10 protein-coding genes and 2 pseudogenes are annotated in these 17,592 nt (G+C 71.1%); 5 read left to right on the forward strand and 7 right to left on the reverse strand.

Going from position 1 to position 17,592, the window contains the following annotated elements:
* Positions 1 to 56 precede the first annotated feature (56 nt).
* Both O3Q52_RS28830 and O3Q52_RS28835 read right to left on the reverse strand, forming a co-directional pair.
* On the reverse strand, positions 57 to 1,991 hold the full coding sequence (locus O3Q52_RS28830) for a glycogen debranching N-terminal domain-containing protein (RefSeq protein ID WP_269651619.1): 1,935 nt from the start codon (positions 1,989 to 1,991) through the stop codon (positions 57 to 59).
* Positions 1,988 to 3,379, reverse strand: coding sequence for a trehalase family glycosidase (locus tag O3Q52_RS28835; protein WP_269651628.1), 1,392 nt, complete (start codon positions 3,377 to 3,379; stop codon positions 1,988 to 1,990). The genes O3Q52_RS28830 and O3Q52_RS28835 overlap by 4 nt, the downstream gene beginning before the upstream one ends.
* A 253-nt stretch (positions 3,380 to 3,632) precedes the next feature.
* Here O3Q52_RS28835 and O3Q52_RS28840 point away from each other — a divergent pair, with 253 nt between their 5' ends.
* Positions 3,633 to 4,850, forward strand: a complete 1,218-nt coding sequence (locus tag O3Q52_RS28840) for an ROK family protein (RefSeq protein WP_269651620.1) — start codon at positions 3,633 to 3,635, stop codon at positions 4,848 to 4,850.
* Between the two features lie 404 nt (positions 4,851 to 5,254).
* The gene (ppdK, locus tag O3Q52_RS28845) at positions 5,255 to 8,005 is read left to right on the forward strand and encodes a pyruvate, phosphate dikinase (protein ID WP_269651621.1); all 2,751 of its coding nucleotides are present in this window, start codon (positions 5,255 to 5,257) and stop codon (positions 8,003 to 8,005) included.
* Between the two features lie 167 nt (positions 8,006 to 8,172).
* On the opposite strand, the gene O3Q52_RS28850 is transcribed toward ppdK, so the two are convergent.
* From O3Q52_RS28850 to O3Q52_RS28870, 5 genes are all read right to left on the reverse strand, one after another.
* A complete protein-coding gene (locus O3Q52_RS28850; RefSeq protein ID WP_269651622.1) occupies positions 8,173 to 8,595 on the reverse strand; it encodes an LAETG motif-containing sortase-dependent surface protein in 423 nt (140 codons plus the stop codon).
* Positions 8,596 to 8,845: 250 nt separating this feature from the next.
* Positions 8,846 to 10,006, reverse strand: coding sequence for an alkaline phosphatase PhoX (locus tag O3Q52_RS28855; RefSeq protein ID WP_269651623.1), 1,161 nt, complete (start codon positions 10,004 to 10,006; stop codon positions 8,846 to 8,848).
* A gap of 184 nt (positions 10,007 to 10,190) precedes the next feature.
* A complete protein-coding gene (locus O3Q52_RS28860) occupies positions 10,191 to 11,123 on the reverse strand; it encodes an oxidoreductase (protein ID WP_269651624.1) in 933 nt (310 codons plus the stop codon).
* A gap of 130 nt (positions 11,124 to 11,253) precedes the next feature.
* Entirely contained in the window at positions 11,254 to 13,116 is a 1,863-nt protein-coding gene (locus tag O3Q52_RS28865; protein WP_269651625.1) for a SulP family inorganic anion transporter, read from the reverse strand.
* Positions 13,113 to 13,718: a carbonic anhydrase gene (locus tag O3Q52_RS28870; RefSeq protein ID WP_269651626.1), complete on the reverse strand. Its 606-nt coding sequence runs from the start codon at positions 13,716 to 13,718 to the stop codon at positions 13,113 to 13,115. Before O3Q52_RS28870 ends, O3Q52_RS28865 begins: the two co-directional genes overlap by 4 nt.
* A gap of 285 nt (positions 13,719 to 14,003) precedes the next feature.
* Here O3Q52_RS28870 and O3Q52_RS28875 point away from each other — a divergent pair.
* The 3 genes and pseudogenes from O3Q52_RS28875 to O3Q52_RS28885 form a co-directional block, all read left to right on the forward strand.
* Positions 14,004 to 14,360 (forward strand): annotated as a pseudogene (locus O3Q52_RS28875) (response regulator transcription factor); the annotation flags it as partial.
* A gap of 1,041 nt (positions 14,361 to 15,401) precedes the next feature.
* A pseudogene (locus tag O3Q52_RS28880) lies at positions 15,402 to 15,674 on the forward strand (winged helix-turn-helix domain-containing protein); the annotation flags it as partial.
* 233 nt (positions 15,675 to 15,907) lie between these two features.
* Positions 15,908 to 17,383, forward strand: coding sequence for a HAMP domain-containing sensor histidine kinase (locus O3Q52_RS28885; protein ID WP_269651627.1), 1,476 nt, complete (start codon positions 15,908 to 15,910; stop codon positions 17,381 to 17,383).
* The last annotated feature ends 209 nt before the right edge of the window (positions 17,384 to 17,592 follow it).

The raw sequence follows: 17,592 nt of genomic DNA on the forward strand, positions 1-17,592 counted from the left end.
AGGGGCGCGGGGAACTGCGCGACCAGCCACAGAGGACCCGCACTCGGTGTCAGACCTCAGGTACCCCCCACGGCGGTGAGCAACGCCAACGGCGCCGCAGCCGAACGGGATTCGCGGACGCACGCGTGCGGGTACGGCACCGGCTCCGCATGCGTATCGCGGCCGTACCCCGCGAGAACCTCCGGCAGCCGGTGCCCCGCCGCCGTCGCCGCGTCGACCAGCGCATGGGCGACCGTACGAGCCTCGTCATGAAGCCCGTACCGCGCCAGCCCCAGCGTGATCAGCGCGTTGTCGTGGGGCCACACCGAACCCCGGTGGTAGGACAGCGGATGGTACGCGGGCTGGCCCGAGGCAACCGTGCGGACACCCCACCCGGAGAAGAAGTCCGGCTCCAGCAACCGCCGCCCCACCAGCTCCCCGTACTCCTTGTCCAGCAGCCCGGACCAGAGCAGATGCCCCGCGTCGGACGCGAGCGCGTCGACGTGGTTGCCGTCGCCGTCGAGGGCGAGCGCCGGGAAGGAGTGGTCCGGCATCCAGAAGTCCCGCTGGAACCGGTCACGGAGATCCGCCGCGGCCTGTTCGAGGAGCGCCGCGTACACCTCGTCGTCCCACACGGTCCGGGCCAGGTGGGCGGTCCGGCGCAGCGCGTCGTACGCGTAGCCCTGCGCGCCCGCGGCCATCACCGGACCGGTCGGCCGGGAGCCGTCGCCGGAGCAGATGGCGCCGGGGGAGTCCTTCCAGTTCTGGTTGGCGAGGCCGCCCTCGTCCGCGCGGTAGACGAGATATCCGCGCGAGGTCAGCCCGCCGTGGTCCAGCATCCAGCCGATCGCCGCCCGGGCGTTGGGCTCCAGGCGGCGGGCGAGTGTCGTGTCACCCGTCTGCTCGACGTACGCGCCGAGGAGGACGAGGAAGAGCGGGGTCGCGTCGACCGAGCCGTAGTAACGCCCGTACGGAACCTGCCCGAAGTGGGCCAGCTCGCCGTGCCGCATCTCGTGCACGATCTTGCCCGGCTGGGCCACCGTGCCCACGCCGACCTCGGTCGCCTGGGCCGCGGCGAGCGCGGGCAGGGTGGCGGCGGCCAGTTGGGGGCGGTAGGGGAGCGCGAAGAGTGAGGTGAGGAGGGCGTCGCGGCCCAACAGGGTCAGGAACCACGGCACTCCGGCCGCCGGGACGCGAAGTTCCTCTCCGTCGGGGCCCGTTGCGGGGACCTGGAGCACGGCCAGGTCGGACAGGCCCCGCGCGCAGGCCGCGGCGAGCTCGGGCCAGCCCGTCGGGAAGGGCACGCCCTCCGCGAACTCCCCTTCCAGCGCGAGGAGTCGGGCGTTGGCGGCGGCCGGGGAGGGGGGCACCTCCGGGTGCGGCATACCGTGCGGGCGCGCCGCCACCCGGAGGGCCAGCTCGGCCGATTCGTGCGGCTGGAGTTCGAGGGTCCACACGAGGCGGCGTGCGCCCGTGCCGGTCTCCTCCACGCCGTCCGGCGCGGGCTCGGACGTCACGGTCGTACAGGACCGCCACTCCCCGCGCTGATAGGTGAACTCCACGCCGTCGTCGAGGACTTGGCGGGAGCGGACCACGCCGATCTTCGTGTACGTCCGGTGGTCGGAGCGCAGCTCGAACTGGTCCGTGAAGTCGGCGTCCGCGGTGACCGCGATCCGGACCGTCGTCGGCGCCGGACGGTTGCTGGTGACGCGCAGGGACTCGACGAACGCGCCGTCCGCCACGGCCTGTTCACGGAAGATCGTGTACGCGGGCGGCTCCTGCCGGCCGCCGCGCGGTACGAGCACACAGCGGGCCGTGTCGCCGTCCGCGACCGGCGTCAGCGCCTCGGGCACCGCCCCGTCGACGGTCAGCTGCCAGCGGCTCAGGTGCCGGGCGTCGCGCACGAACAGCCCGTGGGGCGAACTGGCGCCGCGCACTCCGTTGATGTCCCCGCCGTCGCCCACGGCCGCGAACGTCCCACCGTGCACGAGCAGATGATGCCGGTCCGTCATCGCCGGTCCCCTCCCTTGGCGCCCTTGCCGAACTCTTCCGTCGTGCTGTGCACCGCTTCGGGTGCCTCGTGCAGCAGGTCCAGCGTCAGCGCCGCGGTCCAGCTGAAACCGAGTGCTCCGCAGGCCTCGCCGGTGTACGGATCCACGTACTCCGCGAACCCGGAGGTGTCCGCCGTCTCCAGCAGTGCGCCCCGCAGCTTCTGAGCGCGCGCGTGCTCCCCGTGCAGCCTGAGTCCGCGCTCCACCAGCCAGTTGGTGTTGAACCAGGCCGGACCGCGCCAGTACCGGTGCGGGTCGAAGGCGTGCCCGGTCAGGTCGTAGCTCGGGACGAGCCGGGTCGAGTCGCCGAGCCCGAAGTGCGGCCCCTGCAGCGTCCGTACGAGCGTGGCGGCCGTGTCGCGGGGGAGCGTCGGGAGCAGCAGCGGGACGAGGCCGGAGACGCCGCGCTCGGGGATCAGCTCGTCCGTGCGCACGTCCCGGCAGAAGAACATGCCCTCGGCCGGGTCCCACAGCCGGTCGACGAGCGCCGCGGTCAGCCGCTCCGCGCGCGCGTGCCGGGCCGTGCCCGTCGCGCCCAGCTCCCGCGCGATCCGCGCCAGCGCGTGCTCGGAGGCGATCAGGAGCGCGTTGAAGGCCGGGTCCTCCACCGCGAAGCCGTCGGTGCCGGCGGTGCCGTCCGCGTACTCCCCGTCCCGGTAGTCCGTCGCCAGCCGTACGTACCGTCCGTAGTCCAGGTCCGTCGGCCGGTCCTCCGCGGCGCCGTGGTCGAGGTCCGCGCGGCGGAAGGAGCTGGCCGGGGCGGGCGTCACGCGGGAGAGCGGGGCGTCCCAGCTCGGCGCGTTGTCCATGCCCTGCTCCCAGGGGTGGACCACCGAGGCGAGGCCCCCGCCGCCCAGGTCCCGGCGGTGCAGCAGATAGCGGTGCCAGGCCGCCAGTCGCGGGTAGATCCGGGACAGGAAGGACCGCGCCCGGGACAGACCCGGGTCGGAGACGTGCACCAGCCAGGCCGCCAGCGCGTGCACCGGTGGCTGCACGATGCCCGACGTCTGTACGGTGCGCGGGGCGCCCGCAGCGCGCCCCGCGGTCGAGGAGCGCCAGAAGTCGGGGCTCGGGAAGTACGCGTCGAGGGGGACGGAGGGGTTGAACACGATGTGCGGAATCCGGCCGTCGTCCCACTGCGCGTCGAGCAGTGTCTCCAGCTCGACCTGCGCCCGCAGCGGCGACAGATGGCGCAGGCCGATCGCGATGAACGCGGAGTCCCAGGACCACTGGTGGGGGTACAGACCGCGCGAGGGGACCGTGGACGTGCCGGTCCAGTTGCCGTGCAGTACCTCGGCCGCCCTGAGGTGCAGCGATCCCGCCGGGCGGACCGGATCGTATACGGCCACCCTGGAAGGGGCGATCTCACCATGGCCGGAGAACGGCGGTGAGGTCGCGGTGCGTACGGGATCCACGATCCCGGTGCGACGGGCGGTGAGCTGGGTTGTGCGGTCCACTCAGGTCTCCCCGAAGACATGCGGCCGACCAGTTCGGCAGTAGCTACCGTAGGGTTACGTCTATTTAACACGCAAAACTCAATATGTAATGCAGAGTTGGTGAGCGCAAGGGGTCCGTATGACCGGAACCACAGGGAGTAGCGGAATGGCCACACGCGCCGGGAAGACCGGGAGCCAGGCGAGCTCCGGCGACCTGCTGGAGTTGGTGCGCAGCGGGCGCGCGACCACGCGCGGGGCCTTGCAGCAGGTCACCGGGCTGTCGCGGGCCACGGTCGGACAGCGGCTGGAGCGGCTGTTCCGGGCCGGGTGGCTCCGTGAGGGCGCCGCGGGCCCGGTGGACTCGCCGCTCGGCGGCCGTCCCTCGGTCAGCCTGGAGTTCGACGACTCACACGCCGTCGTCCTCACCGCCGACCTCGACACCCGGCACGCCCGCGCCGCCGTACTGTCCCTGACCGGTGAGCTGCTGGCCGAGCACACGGGGTCGCTGCTGATCGAGGAGGGCCCGGACGCGGTCCTCGCCGAGCTGGGCCGCTGGTTCGCGGAGCTCCTGGAGAAGGCCGGGCACCGGGCGCACGAGGTGTGCGGCATCGGGCTCGCCGTGCCGGGGCCCGTGGACAGCGAGACCGGCCGGGTCGTCCAGCCGCCGATCATGCCCGGCTGGGACGGCTACGACATAAGAGGCCGCCTCACCCGCGCCTTCACCGAGCACACGGGCGCCGGCGCCGTCCCGGTCCTCGTCGACAACGACGCCAACCTCATGGCGTACGGGGAACAGCGCACCGGCCACCCCGACTGCTCGGCGTTCGTGCTCGTGAAGGTCTCCACCGGTATCGGAGCCGGTGTGGTCGTCGGCGGTGCGATCTACCGGGGCATCGACGGCGGCGCCGGGGACATCGGGCACATCCGGGTCCCGGAGGGCGCCGACGCGCTGTGCAGGTGCGGGTCGTTCGGGTGCCTCGCGGCCGTCGCGAGCGGTGGCGCGGTCGCGCGCAGGCTGGCGGAGACGGGCGTTCCGGCCGCGTCCGGCTCAGATGTGCGCGATCTGCTGGCCTCCGGGCATCCCGGCGCGGCCGCGCTCGCGAGGGAGGCCGGGCGGCACGTCGGTGACGTACTGGCGACCGTGGTGACGCTGCTCAACCCAGGCGTCCTGATGATCGCCGGGGATCTGGCCGGGACGGCGTTCCTGACCGGCGTCCGCGAGCTCCTGTACCAGCGGGCCCTGCCCCGCTCCACCGCCCACCTGGACGTCGTCACCTCACGGCTCGGTGAGCGGGCGGGCCTGGTCGGGGCCGGTGCGATGGTCGTGGAGCATCTGTACGCGCCCGAGCGGGTCGAGGAGCGGCTGCTCGCCATGGGCGTGTGACGGTCACGTTTCCGTCTCCGTACCGGTCCGCATGGTGAAATCCGGGCGCCGAAAACTGCGTGATTCTCGCCACGCCTGATCGGGGTTTCGCTCAGATGAGCGGATCTTGAGCGGGTGCACTTCTCAAAGGGTGGCACTCAGTGCCACCCTTTGATCATTTACGACGTGAACTCAGGCGTGTCGAGTTCCGCTCATGTGAGCGATATTCCAGGTGTGTGGGTGTGGACTCGTTCAAGAAGTGAACGCTGTCGGGTGGCCCGGCTTACCTCTCCTTGACTTTCGATCTGCTGGCGGACGGGTGGTTACGGTCGTATGACGCGCAAGTGGACGTACCCAGGCGCCTTCGATCTGGGTATGTTCCCCGTCGTCAGGGCAGCCACCGCGTCCTCGAGGAGTCGAGACCCGTGTCGGAAAACAAAGATCCCCACGTAGCTGAGAGCGGCGACAGCGGCATCGCGGACGTGAAGTTCGTTTACGACTTCACCGAGGGCAACAAGGACCTCAAGGATCTCCTTGGTGGCAAGGGTGCCAACCTCGCCGAGATGACCAACCTCGGCCTTCCCGTGCCTCCCGGCTTCACCATCACCACCGAGGCCTGCAAGACCTACCTCGACAGTGGCGACGAGCCGGCGGCACTGCGTGACGAGGTGAGTGCACACCTCGACGCCCTCGAAGCGAAGATGGGCAAGAAGCTCGGCCAGGCCGACGACCCGCTCCTCGTCTCGGTCCGTTCCGGGGCGAAGTTCTCGATGCCGGGCATGATGGACACCGTCCTGAACATCGGCCTCTCCGACAAGTCCGTACAGGGCCTCGCCAAGCAGGCCGGTGACGACCGCTTCGCGTGGGACTCGTACCGCCGGCTGATCCAGATGTTCGGCAAGACGGTCCTCGGCGTCGAGGGAGAGCTCTTCGAGGACGCGCTGGAGGCGGCCAAGGACGCCAAGAAGGTCACCGTCGACACGGACCTCGAAGCGGCCGACCTCAAGAAGCTCGTCACCAAGTTCAAGAAGATCGTCAAGACCGAGGCCGGGCGCGACTTCCCGCAGGACCCGCGCGAGCAGATGGACCTCGCCATCCACGCGGTCTTCGACTCCTGGAACACCGACCGGGCCAAGCTCTACCGCCGCCAGGAGCGCATCCCGGGCGATCTCGGCACGGCCGTCAACGTCTGTTCCATGGTCTTCGGCAACCTCGGCCCGGACTCCGGCACGGGCGTCGCCTTCACCCGCGACCCGGCCAGTGGCCACCAGGGCGTGTACGGCGACTACCTGCAGAACGCGCAGGGCGAGGACGTGGTCGCGGGCATCCGCAACACGGTCCCGCTCGCCGAGCTGGAGCAGATCGACAAGAAGTCGTACGACCAGCTCATGCAGATCATGGCGACGCTGGAGAACCACTACAAGGACCTCTGCGACATCGAGTTCACCATCGAGCGCGGGCAGTTGTGGATGCTCCAGACGCGGGTGGGCAAGAGGACGGCGGGCGCGGCCTTCCGTATCGCCACACAGCTCGTGGACCAGGGGCTCATCGACGAGGCCGAGGCGCTCCAGCGCGTCAACGGCGCCCAGCTGGCCCAGCTGATGTTCCCGCGCTTCGACGACGAGGCGAAGGTGTCGCAGGTCGGCCGGGGCATCGCCGCCTCGCCGGGCGCGGCGGTCGGCAAGGCGGTCTTCGACTCGTACACGGCCGTGAAGTGGTCGCGTTCCGGCGAGAAGGTCATCCTGGTCCGCCGGGAGACCAACCCCGACGACCTGGACGGCATGATCGCGGCCGAGGGCATCCTCACCTCCCGCGGCGGCAAGACCTCCCACGCGGCCGTGGTCGCGCGCGGCATGGGCAAGACCTGTGTGTGCGGCGCGGAGGAGCTGGAGGTCGACACCAAGCGGCGCCGGATGACGGTGCCGGGCGGGCACGTCGTCGAAGAGGGCGACGTGATCTCGATCGACGGTTCGAGCGGCAAGGTGTACCTGGGCGAGGTCCCGGTCGTCCCGTCCCCCGTCGTGGAGTACTTCGAGGGCCGGATGCACGCGGGCGCCAACGACGCCGACGAACTGGTCGAGGCCGTGCACCGGATCATGGCGTTCGCCGACCGCAAGCGCCGCCTGCGGGTGCGCGCCAACGCGGACAACGCCGAGGACGCGCTGCGCGCCCGCCGCTTCGGCGCCCAGGGCATCGGTCTGTGCCGTACGGAGCACATGTTCCTCGGCGACCGTCGTGAGCTGGTCGAGCGCCTGATCCTCGCGGACACGGAGGCCGAGCGCGAGGAGTCGCTGAAGGCGCTCCTGCCGCTCCAGAAGCAGGACTTCGTGGAGCTGTTCTCGGCGATGGACGGCCTCCCGGTCACCGTCCGTCTCCTGGACCCGCCGCTGCACGAGTTCCTGCCGGACATCACGGAGCTGTCGGTCCGCGTCGCGCTCGCCGAGTCCCGCAAGGACTCCAACGAGAACGACCTGCGGCTCCTCCAAGCGGTGCACCGCCTGCACGAGCAGAACCCGATGCTGGGCCTGCGCGGTGTGCGCCTGGGTCTGGTGATCCCCGGTCTCTTCACCATGCAGGTACGGGCGATCGCCGAGGCCGTCGCCGAGCGGAAGGCCGCCAAGTGCGACCCGCGCGCGGAGATCATGATCCCGCTGGTGGGTACGGTCCAGGAGCTGGAGATCGTGCGCGAGGAGGCCGACCAGGTCATCGCGGAGGTCCAGGCCGCGACCGGTACGGACCTGAAGCTGTCCATCGGCACGATGATCGAGCTGCCGCGAGCCGCACTGACCGCCGGTCAGATCGCGGAGGCGGCGGAGTTCTTCTCCTTCGGCACGAACGACCTGACCCAGACGGTGTGGGGCTTCAGCCGGGACGACGTCGAGGCCTCGTTCTTCACCGCCTACCTGGAGAAGGGCATCTTCGGCGTCAGCCCCTTCGAGACGATCGACCGGGACGGCGTGGGCTCCCTGGTCAAGTCCGCGGTGAAGGCCGGCCGCGAGACCCGCCCCGACCTCAAACTCGGCGTCTGCGGCGAACACGGCGGCGACCCGGAGTCCGTCCACTTCTTCCACGAGGTGGGCCTCGACTACGTCTCCTGCTCCCCGTTCCGGATTCCGGTGGCGAGGCTGGAGGCGGGGCGGGCGGCGTCTTCCTCGCAGGGGAGCGACCACCGGTAGGGGGCCTGAATGACCCCGGGGTCGTAGTCCGCCATCCCACCCTCACCGACGGATTACGGCCCCGGCGCACGAAAGACGAAGGGGCGGCACCTGTGCGGAGGCGCCGCCCCTTCGTGGTGCTTCCGTGACGGGGGCGGTCCTGTGGCGGGGCGTCTTCCCGTCTGAAGTCAGCGGGAGTTGGCGCGCCTGCGCACCGTGAACAGCACGCCGCCGCCCGCGAGCAGGACCGCCGCGCCGCCGCCCGCGATGTACGCCGTGGCGCCGCTGCCGCCGGTCTCCGCCAGGTCGGTGTTCTTCTCGCCGGTGTCGGAGGCGGTGTCCTCGGTGCCGTTGTCGTCCTTGCCCTGGTCCTCCGCGGGGACGAAGTCCGAGGGTGGCTGGTCGCAGCCGATGCCGTCCTGGTCGCGGTCCAGGTCGTTGGCGTAGTGCTGCGTGTCGCTCCTGGGGATGTCGGAGAACCCGTTCTCGTACGCCTCGGTGCAGTTCTTGAACGGGTGGTTGCCGTCGTGGGCCTGGGCGGTGGTGGCCGACAGGGCGGTGAGCGCCAGCGCGGCGACGGCAACGGCGGCGGGCTTGCGGAGCAACTTCACGAGAGCACCTCAGATTTGGGTCGTTATCCGTACGCATGATCACGGAGGACGATCAGTCGGATTTGAGGTGACGAAAGTATTAGGGGGCTGGTGGTGCGGTGGCGGAATGACGGACCCGTGATGCGAACGTGACGTGACCGGACGGTAGCTCTCCGCTCATGGGTCCGTCATCTGTAAACCCGGCCCGCGTGCGCGCCCGCGTGGGTGTACGAACCCGGTCCGCGTGCTTGCCGGTGTCGCGGAGTGGCGGTTACGAGCGGAACGGACCCCTCACCTCGTACGTGATGCCGCCCGACGAACTTCCGCTGGTGCCGCGCTGGCTGGAGAAGTAGAGGCGGGTTCCGTCGGGGGAGAAGGCGGGTCCGGTGATCTCCGAGCCGGACTGGCCGTCGATGCGCAGGAACGGGGCGATCACGTCGTTCGGTGTGATGACGCAGATCTCCATGTTGCCGCCGTCCTCCGCGACGAACAGGTCGCCCGAGGCGCTGCCGGTGATGTTGTCGACGCCGGTCAGCGGGGCCGTGCCGGAGGTCACGAGCGAGTCGTCGTACGCCAACTCGTATGTGTTGGAGGCCAGGTTGAGCTGCCAGACGCGGTTGTCGCCCTTGGTGGTGAACCAGACCGTGTCGTCGGCGTAGTGGCAGCCCTCGCCGCCGTTGAACTTCTTCGAGCCGGAGACCTGCGTACGGGTCGTGGTGGGGGAGCCGTCCGGGTCGGGCACGTTCGCCCAGGTGAAGGAGCCGGAGGTGGCGGTCCCGGCGACCATGACCTGGAGGGTGCCGGCGGACAGGTTGCCCCAGGTGGTGGGGACGAAGCGGTAGAGGCAGCCGTTCGTCTCGTCCTCCGTCAGGTAGACGACCCTGCGCACCGGGTCGGCCGCCGCCGCCTCGTGCTTGAAGCGGCCCATCGCGTCCCGGCGCACGGCCGCGTTCACGCCCCACGGGTCCGTCTCGTACACGTAGCCGAGGGACACCTCTTCGCAGGAGAGCCAGGTGTTCCACGGGGTTTTGCCGCCCGCGCAGTTCTGCCTGGTGCCGGACAGCACGCGGTACGCGCCCGTGACCGCGCCCGCCGACGAGAACTTCACCGCGCTCGCGCCGCCGGAGGGGTTGATCTCCGAGTTGGAGACGTAGATCCAGCCGGTGCCATCGGCGTAACAGGCCCCGCCGTCAGGGGCGTTGTGCCAGGTGTAGGACGTGCCGGTGACCGTCTGGCCGGACCTGGCTATCACCCGGCCGGTGAAGCCGCTCGGCAGCCTGACGCCGTTCGCGTCCGCCGCGCCGAGTGCCCCGTACGGGCCGGTGCCGGGCTGGGCGGGTGCGGCGTACGCGGCGCCGCGCCACAGGGTTCCGCCGAAGACGGCGGACGAACCGCCGAGGACGGCCGCGCGCAGGAGGGTACGACGTTCCACTGTCGCTCCAAGGGGGTGCTGTGACCGCCCCGTCCGCCGGTCGGGGGACGGGGTCGCGCACCGCCGGAGCCTAGGAGTGCGGGGTGGACGCGCCATGGCCAGGCGGTGACGTGTACGCGTCACCGTCTGGTGTGCCCCGTATACCTGTGCGTCATGCCATCCGTGGGCCGCACGTATCCCCGCGTCACACCTTCAGCGCGTCGTACGTGACACCCGTCAGCCGCTCCGACTCCTCCCAAAGCCGTTGGCCCGCCCGGTCGTTGAGGGTCCACTTGGCGCGCCGCGACTTCGCGGGGGAGCCGCGGAGGCCGAGGATCGAGGGGCCGGTGAAGGAGTCCGGGCGTACGCCGGGTGCCGTCGCCGCGTACAGCGTGGGGAGGGCACCCGCCTCCGCGGACTGGGCGACGAAGCGGCTGCCGATCTCCATGAACCGTTCGGAGGTCCTGCGGCCCTGCATCCTCGGGGCCACGGTCATGAGGTTGGTGGCGGCGTACCCGGGGTGCGCGGCCGCCGCCACGACGTCGGAGCCGGTGGCGGCGAGCCGGCGCGCCAGCTCGTGCACGAACAGCAGGTTGGCCGTCTTGGAACGCCCGTATGCGGTCCAACGCCCGTACTTCCGCTCGCTGTTGAGGTCGTTGATGTCGATGTTGGCCAGCGCGTGCACGAAGCTGGACACGCTCACCACGCGGGCGCCGGGCGTGGCGAGCAGCGGCGGCAGCAACAGCCCGGTGAGCGCGAAGTGCCCGAGGTGGTTGACCCCGAACTGCGTCTCGAACCCGTCCGCCGTGTGCCCCTGCGGCAACGCCATCAAGCCCGCGTTGTTGACGAGCAGGTCCAGACGGTCGTACCTCCGCCCGTACGCCGCCGCGAACTCCCGTACGGAGTCCAGGTCCCCGAGGTCGAGACGCGCGAACTCCGCGTCCGCGTCCGGCACTTCGATGGCCAGTCGGTCGGCGGGCTCGGTGCCGCGGCTCTCGCTGCGGCACGCGAGGACGACCCGGGCGCCCCGCCGGGCCAGTTCACGGGCGGTGACATACCCGATCCCACTGTTCGCCCCGGTGACGACGACGGTACGGTCGCTCTGGTCGGGAATGTCGTGCGCGTTCCAGCCGCTCATGGCCTTGGCTCCCTCCGCGTAAGAGTGGCTTCACAGCGTAAGCACGCCCGAGGGACAGCGCCCCTCCAGGGGTGCGGGGAACTGCGCGACCAGCCACAACGAACCCGCACGTACGAACAACCCGCGGAGCTCAACGAGAGGCGTACTCCTCAGGCATGGGCCGCGTGTCGAGGTAGAACCACTCGGCCGTGGGCCCGGGCCCCTGCGTCGGCCCCGCACCCGTGGACGCGTACGGCCGCCTGGGCAGCGTGGCCCCGGTCGCGTGGGCCTGCTCACCGACAGCCGGGTCCGCCACAGGCGCAGGCGTGCCGACCGGCTTGGCCGGCCCCGGCATCAGCAGCTCCACCCGCAGCCCGAACCCCCGCTGCTGGGCGACGAAATCCTCGACCTGGTTGCGGCACGCATGATCCAGGTGGGTCACACCTGTCAGGTCGAGCCGAATGCGCGGCTTGCCCGCCTCCGCGGCGGCCTCCAGCGCCTCGATCAGCTGCGGCAGCCGCAGGAACGTGGCGTTGCCCGCCATGACGACCTTGGCGGTGTCCTCCTCAAGGTGCTGCTTGATGACGGTCTGCGACATGCGCAGCGCGGCCAGCACGATCCCGGCGGCGAGGCCGAAGAGGACGCCTTCGAGGAGCGCGGTCGCCACGATGACCAGCGTGGTGAGGGTCATGACCGCGAACTCGCCCCGGTCCTGGCGCCACATCTTCGGGAACTCCTCGGGGGCGAAGAGCTTCCACCCGCTGTGCACGAGGACGCCCGCGAGGACGGCGATCGGGATCAGGGCGAGGACCTGGGGCAGGAGCAGCGCGAAGGCCAGCAGCCACAGGCCGTGCAGGGTGCGGGACAGCCGCGTCTTGGCGCCCGCCTGGACGTTCGCGGAGCTGCGCGCCACGACCGCCGTGATGGGGAGCGCGCCGAGGAGGCCCGCCACGGTGTTTCCGGCGCCCTGGGCGATGAGTTCGGGGTTGTAGCGGGTGCGCGGGCCGCTGTGCATACGGTCCACCGCGGCGGCCGTGAAGAGGCTCTCCGCCGAGGCGATCACCGTGAAGGTGAGGATCGCGGTGATGATCCCGACGTCGGCCAGGCCCGCGAACTCGGCCGGACCGGGGACGTTCACGGACGCGAGCAGGTTGCCCACCTGGAGCGTCTTCACGTCCACGCCCGGCAGGGAGGCGACCCCGATACCGATCCCGACGGCCACGAGCGCGGCCGGGATCTTCTTGACCGGGCCCGGCATCTTCTTCCACAGGAAGCTGAGCACGATGGTGACGACGCCGAGTCCCGCGGCGATCAGCGCCTGGGGGTCGGCGAAGGTGTCGGCGATCAGACCGGGGAGGCCGGCCATGTTCTCGATCGGGGTGCCCGGGGCCTTGGAGTCGGACATCGGGTACAACTGGCTGAACATCAGCGGGAGTCCGATGCCCGCGAGCATGCCCTGGACGACGGCCAGGGAGATCGCCTGGAAGATCCTGCCGAGTCGGACCAGGCCCAGGACGATCTGCAGGATGCCCGAGCCGAGGACGATCACACCGAGCATGGCGACGCCGTACTCGAGGACCGTCTCCGCAACCAGGGCCGCCAACCCGGCCGCCGGGCCGCTGACTTGGAGCGTGCTGCCGCGCGCCGCGCCGACCACCAGGCCGCCGATGACACCGGAGATGATGCCCAGCTCGGCGGGGACCCCGGAGGCGACGGCCACGCCGATGCACAGGGGCAGCGCGACGAGGAAGACGACGAGCGAGGCGGTGATCTCGGTGGCGAGGTCGACCTTCGGCCCCTTGCCGTTCTTGTCCGACCCGGCCGACCTGGCGGCCCTGTCCGTCTTGGGCGTCTTGGCCGTCCTGCTCGTCGGGGAGGCGGCCGTCGGCGTGATGTCCGGGGCGTACGTGGGGGCGTGGGCGGGGGCGTTCGGGGCGGGGAAGTCCGGGACGGGCGGGGCGTCCGGGATCCTGGCGTGCGCCGGTACGCGTCCGCGTGCGTGCATCCCGCTCATGCGGCGTGCACCCGGAAGCTGCCGTCCTCGTCCAGCTCGTGGACCTGGCCGGTGTCGACCTCGTAGTACCAGCCGTGCAGCCGCAGCCGGCCCGAGTCGAGCCGTGGCTTGGCCACCGGGTAACTCCGCAGTGCCGCAAGCTGGTTGACGACGTTGAGCTGGGCCACGGCCGGCATCGACGGGTCCTCGAAGGCCCCGTCGAGCAACGGCGCGAGCTCCGGGCGGGCCAGGTCGAGCCAGGCGTCCACCCCGGGCAGCGAGGACAGGTCGTCGCCGGACTTCAGGGCGCCCATCGCGCCGCAGTGGGAGTGGCCACACACGACGATGTCCTGAACGCCGAGCACCTCCAGTGCGTACTCGATGGTGGCGGCCTCGCCGGACGCGCCCTGCCGTCCGTGCGGTGGCACGATATTGCCTGCGTTCCGCAGCTCGAATATCTCTCCGGGCCGTGCGCCCGTGATCAGGGCGGGTATGACCCGCGAGTCCGAGCAGGTAATGAACAATGCCTCCGGATATTGGCCTTCGGCCAGCTTCCGGTATTCGCCGCTCTCGAAATCGACGCGCCTCTTGAACGAGCGGGCGCGGTCCAGCAGTGCCTTCACGGTTCCTCCCGGCAGGGGGTTCGACCAGGGCTTTCCCGTCGTGCTCTCACCGTAGAGGGGCGACTGCCAGGCGAAGGTTAAGGGAACACTAGAGCGCGACCAGGAATGGCCCATATTTCGTCCCGGCCGGGCTGAATCATCGTCAACGAGCCATCCACGGAAGGTTTTTGAGCAGCCGGTCACATTACCTCCGGTATAGGCGACGTGCCCATGACGGCTCTTGTAGCGTGTCTCCTCCACGGCACGGAATTCGTGCTGTCCGGATTCATGGGGAGAACAGGACCTATGGGCGTACGAGTGCTGCTCATCGAGGACGACGAGACGATCGCCGAGCCGCTCGCCGAGGGTCTGGGCCACTTCGGGCTGACGGTCGACCACGTCTCGACCGGGGCCGCCGGTCTGAGAGGGCCGTACGGCGATGTCGTCCTGCTCGACCTGGGGCTGCCCGACATGGACGGCATCGACGTCTGCCGGGGGATCCGGCAGTACTCCGACGTGCCCGTCATCATCCTCAGCGCGCGCGGCGAGGAGGCCGACCGCGTTCTGGGTCTTGAACTCGGCGCGGACGACTATCTGGCGAAACCTTTCAGCCTGCGCGAGCTGGTGGCCCGGATACGGGCGGTCACCCGACGCACCCAGCAGGGCCGCGGCCTCCAACAGGGCCTGACCGAGGGTGAGTTCATGGCGACTCCGCCGGGTGGGACGCCTGTGGTGGGCCCGTTCGGCGCGGGGCCGCTCGGCGCGAGCCAGCTCAGTACGGGTCCGCTCGGGTCGGGGACCCTGGGGGCGGGCGTGCGGGTGACCGGCCTGCTCGGCGACGGGGCCCCCGCCGCCGGAGGGACGCTCGGTTCGGGGGCTCCGAGTTCCGGGTCTCCGGGTGCCGGGTCTCCGGATGCCGGGTACTCGGGTGCCGGCTCGTCCGACTGGCGGTCCCGCTCCGAGGGGGCGTACGAGTCGGGTTCCTCTCCGGGCACCGGGACCTCCGGCGCCTGGCCCCGGGACGCGGAACCGCTGGACGAACCCCGGGCTGCGGAACCCCGGGCCGCGGAAACCCGGGCCTCGGAGCCCCGGGAGGAGAAGCCGTTCAGGGGCGAGTCGTTCGGCGGCGAACCGTTCGCGGGTGAGTCGTTCTCTGCGGGGGCGGACATGCCCGGGCGGGACACCCATGGGCGGGACAGCGCGCGACGGGACACCGCGGGGTGGGGAGGCTCCGCGCGTGGCGGCTCTGAGGCGGGCAACACCGGGCGAGGCAGGGCCGGTTCGGGCGAACCGGGACCGGCTGCCGCGGGGGCGGATGCCGCATCGGGCGCCCGATCCTCGTACGACCGGACCGACGGCACAGGCACGCGGTCTTCGTACGACCCGTCCGACGGCACAGGCACGCGGTCCCCGTACGACCGGGCCGACCGGGCCGACGGCACCCGCGCATCGACCTCGTACGGCTCCTCCGGAGACACCCGTGCCCAGGACCCGTACGACCTGTCGTCCGGCGCCACCCGGTCCGCCGACGCGTACGACCCCCACGATCCCTACGACCAGTCGTCGCGCTCCTTCGAGGCCGGGCCGGCCTTCGAGTTCGCGCCGCCGATTCCGGCCGGGCGGCCTCGGCGGGCGGCGTCGGTGGGGCCCGTCGAAGGAGCACTCGATGCCGAGTCGGAGCCGGTCGCCGGGACGCCGCCCGCCCCCGGCCCCCTCGTCGTCGACCGCCGCACCCGGCAGGTCTGGGTCGGGGACTCGCCCGTCTCGCTGACGCCGAAGGAGTTCGAACTGCTCGCGCTGCTCACCGAGGACCCCGGAGCGGTCTACTCGCGGCAGCAGATCCTGGACCGGGTGTGGGACCCGCACTACCAGGGCCCGACCAAGACGCTGGACGTCCATGTAGCCACGCTGCGGAGGAAGTTGGGGAACCCGGCCTGGATCCAGACCCTGCGCGGGGTCGGTTTCAGACTGGCCGTGCAGAACCGGCCGCCCTCGGCGGGCGGGGCCCCGGGCGGCACCCTGGGCGGGGCGACGGGCGGCTCGTACGGGGAGCAGCCCGGCAGACCGACCGGCTCGTACGGCGCATCCGGTTCGACCGGCTCGTACAGTGCCTCCGGCTCGTACGGATCGTTCGAGTCGTTCGGGTCGAGCGGCGCGTACGACGACCTGCCGGACGGCGGATCCCACGAAGCCCGGCCGGCGGCCTTCCGGTGACGCGTCGCCTCCTGCTCAGCTATCTGAGTCTCGCCGTGCTGCTCCTGCTCTGCCTGGAGATCCCGCTGGGGTTCGTCTACTCCAGGGGCGAGCGGGAGCGGGTCACCAACATGGCGAAGGACGAGGCGGAGTCGGTCTCCGCGTACGCCTCACTGGCCTTTTCCATGGGCGGCCGCGCGGGGGAGGACCTGCCCGGCAGGGTGAGCCGCTGCGCCGAGCGCATCGGCGGGAAGGTGGTGATCGTCGACCGGTCGGGCGCGCTGGTCACCAGCTCGCACACGTTGTCGGCGACGGAGACCCAGGGGCTCGCCGACCGTCCCGGGATCGCGGCGGCGCTGCGGGGAACCGCGACGCAGGACGTCCGCACCTCCACCATCGGCGGCGTCCAGTACCTGTCCGTCGCGGCGCCGATCGCGCACGGCTCGTACAAACAGGGCGCTGTGTGGATCACGCTGCCCACGCAGATGGTGCATGCGCGGGTGCACCACGTCTGGCTGCTGCTGGCCCTCGGCGGGCTCGCTGCCCTCACCGCCGTCGCGGTCATCGGCTTCGCGATCGCCCGCTGGACCGGCCGACCCATCCGCGAACTGGAGCTCGCCACCCACGAGTTGGCCGACGGCGGCCCCTCCACACCGGTGGCGATCACCAAGGGGCCGCCGGAGGTACGGAGTCTCGCGGCGACCTTCAACCGTACGGCCGCCCGCCTCGAACACCTCCTCGCCTCCCAGCGCGCCTTCGCGGGCGAGGCCTCGCACCAGCTCAAGACGCCCCTCGCCGCGCTGCGGCTGCGCCTGGAGAACCTGGAGTCCGACATCGCCCTGCACGCCCGGGGCAACCTGACCGCCGCGATGACCGAGACCGACCGGCTCGCCAGGATGGTCGAGGGGCTGCTGGCGATGGCCCGGCTCGACGAGAGCGCGGCGGTGCGCGAAAAGGTGGACCTGGACCGGGTCTGCGCGGAGCGGCACCGGGCCTGGGCGCCGATGTTCGAGCAGCACGGGGTACAGCTCGTGCTGCTCGGCGACTACGGCGGGCCGGTCCTCGCCCTGCCCGGCGCGGTCGAGCAGATCCTGGACAACCTGCTGTCCAACTCCCTGCGGGTGTCGCCCCGTTACTCCACGGTGTCCATCGACCTGCGCAGGCCCGAGACCCACGAACGCCGCTTCGGTCACCGTCCGGCGGGTCCGGCCCGCGTCGAACTCCACGTCACCGACGAGGGCCCCGGCATGACCGAGGAGCAGCGCCGCCGCGCCTTCGACCGCTTCTGGCGCGCCCCCGACGCGCCCAAGGGCGGTACGGGTCTGGGGCTGGCCCTTGTCCAGCGCCTGGCGCACGCGAGTGGCGGGGATGTCCTCCTGCGGGCGGCTGCTTCTGCCTCCGGCGGGCTTGACGCGGTGGTTCGGCTGCCGCCGGGCGGCACTCCGGGGGTGCCGCCGAGACCGGTGGAGAGTGCCGCTCAACGGGTGTTCTGAATGTGCGGCCCGGTGGGGGCTGGTCGCGCAGTTCCCCGCGCCCCTTGAAGGCAGGGGCTACCGCCCCAAAGCCCCAAGGACGAAAGACGGGGGCGCAGCCCCGGCTTTGTCCTCACGGCCTTGCCCTAAAGCGCAAGGCCGTGAAGTTACGGGCTGATCGTCGGCGTCAAGATGTTGATGCTGAGGGTGGCTTTGTAGGTGCGTCGGTC

Origin of the sequence: Streptomyces sp. ActVer, from assembly GCF_027270795.1 — a bacterium.
In the GTDB taxonomy this organism is placed as follows: domain Bacteria; phylum Actinomycetota; class Actinomycetes; order Streptomycetales; family Streptomycetaceae; genus Streptomyces; species Streptomyces umbrinus_A.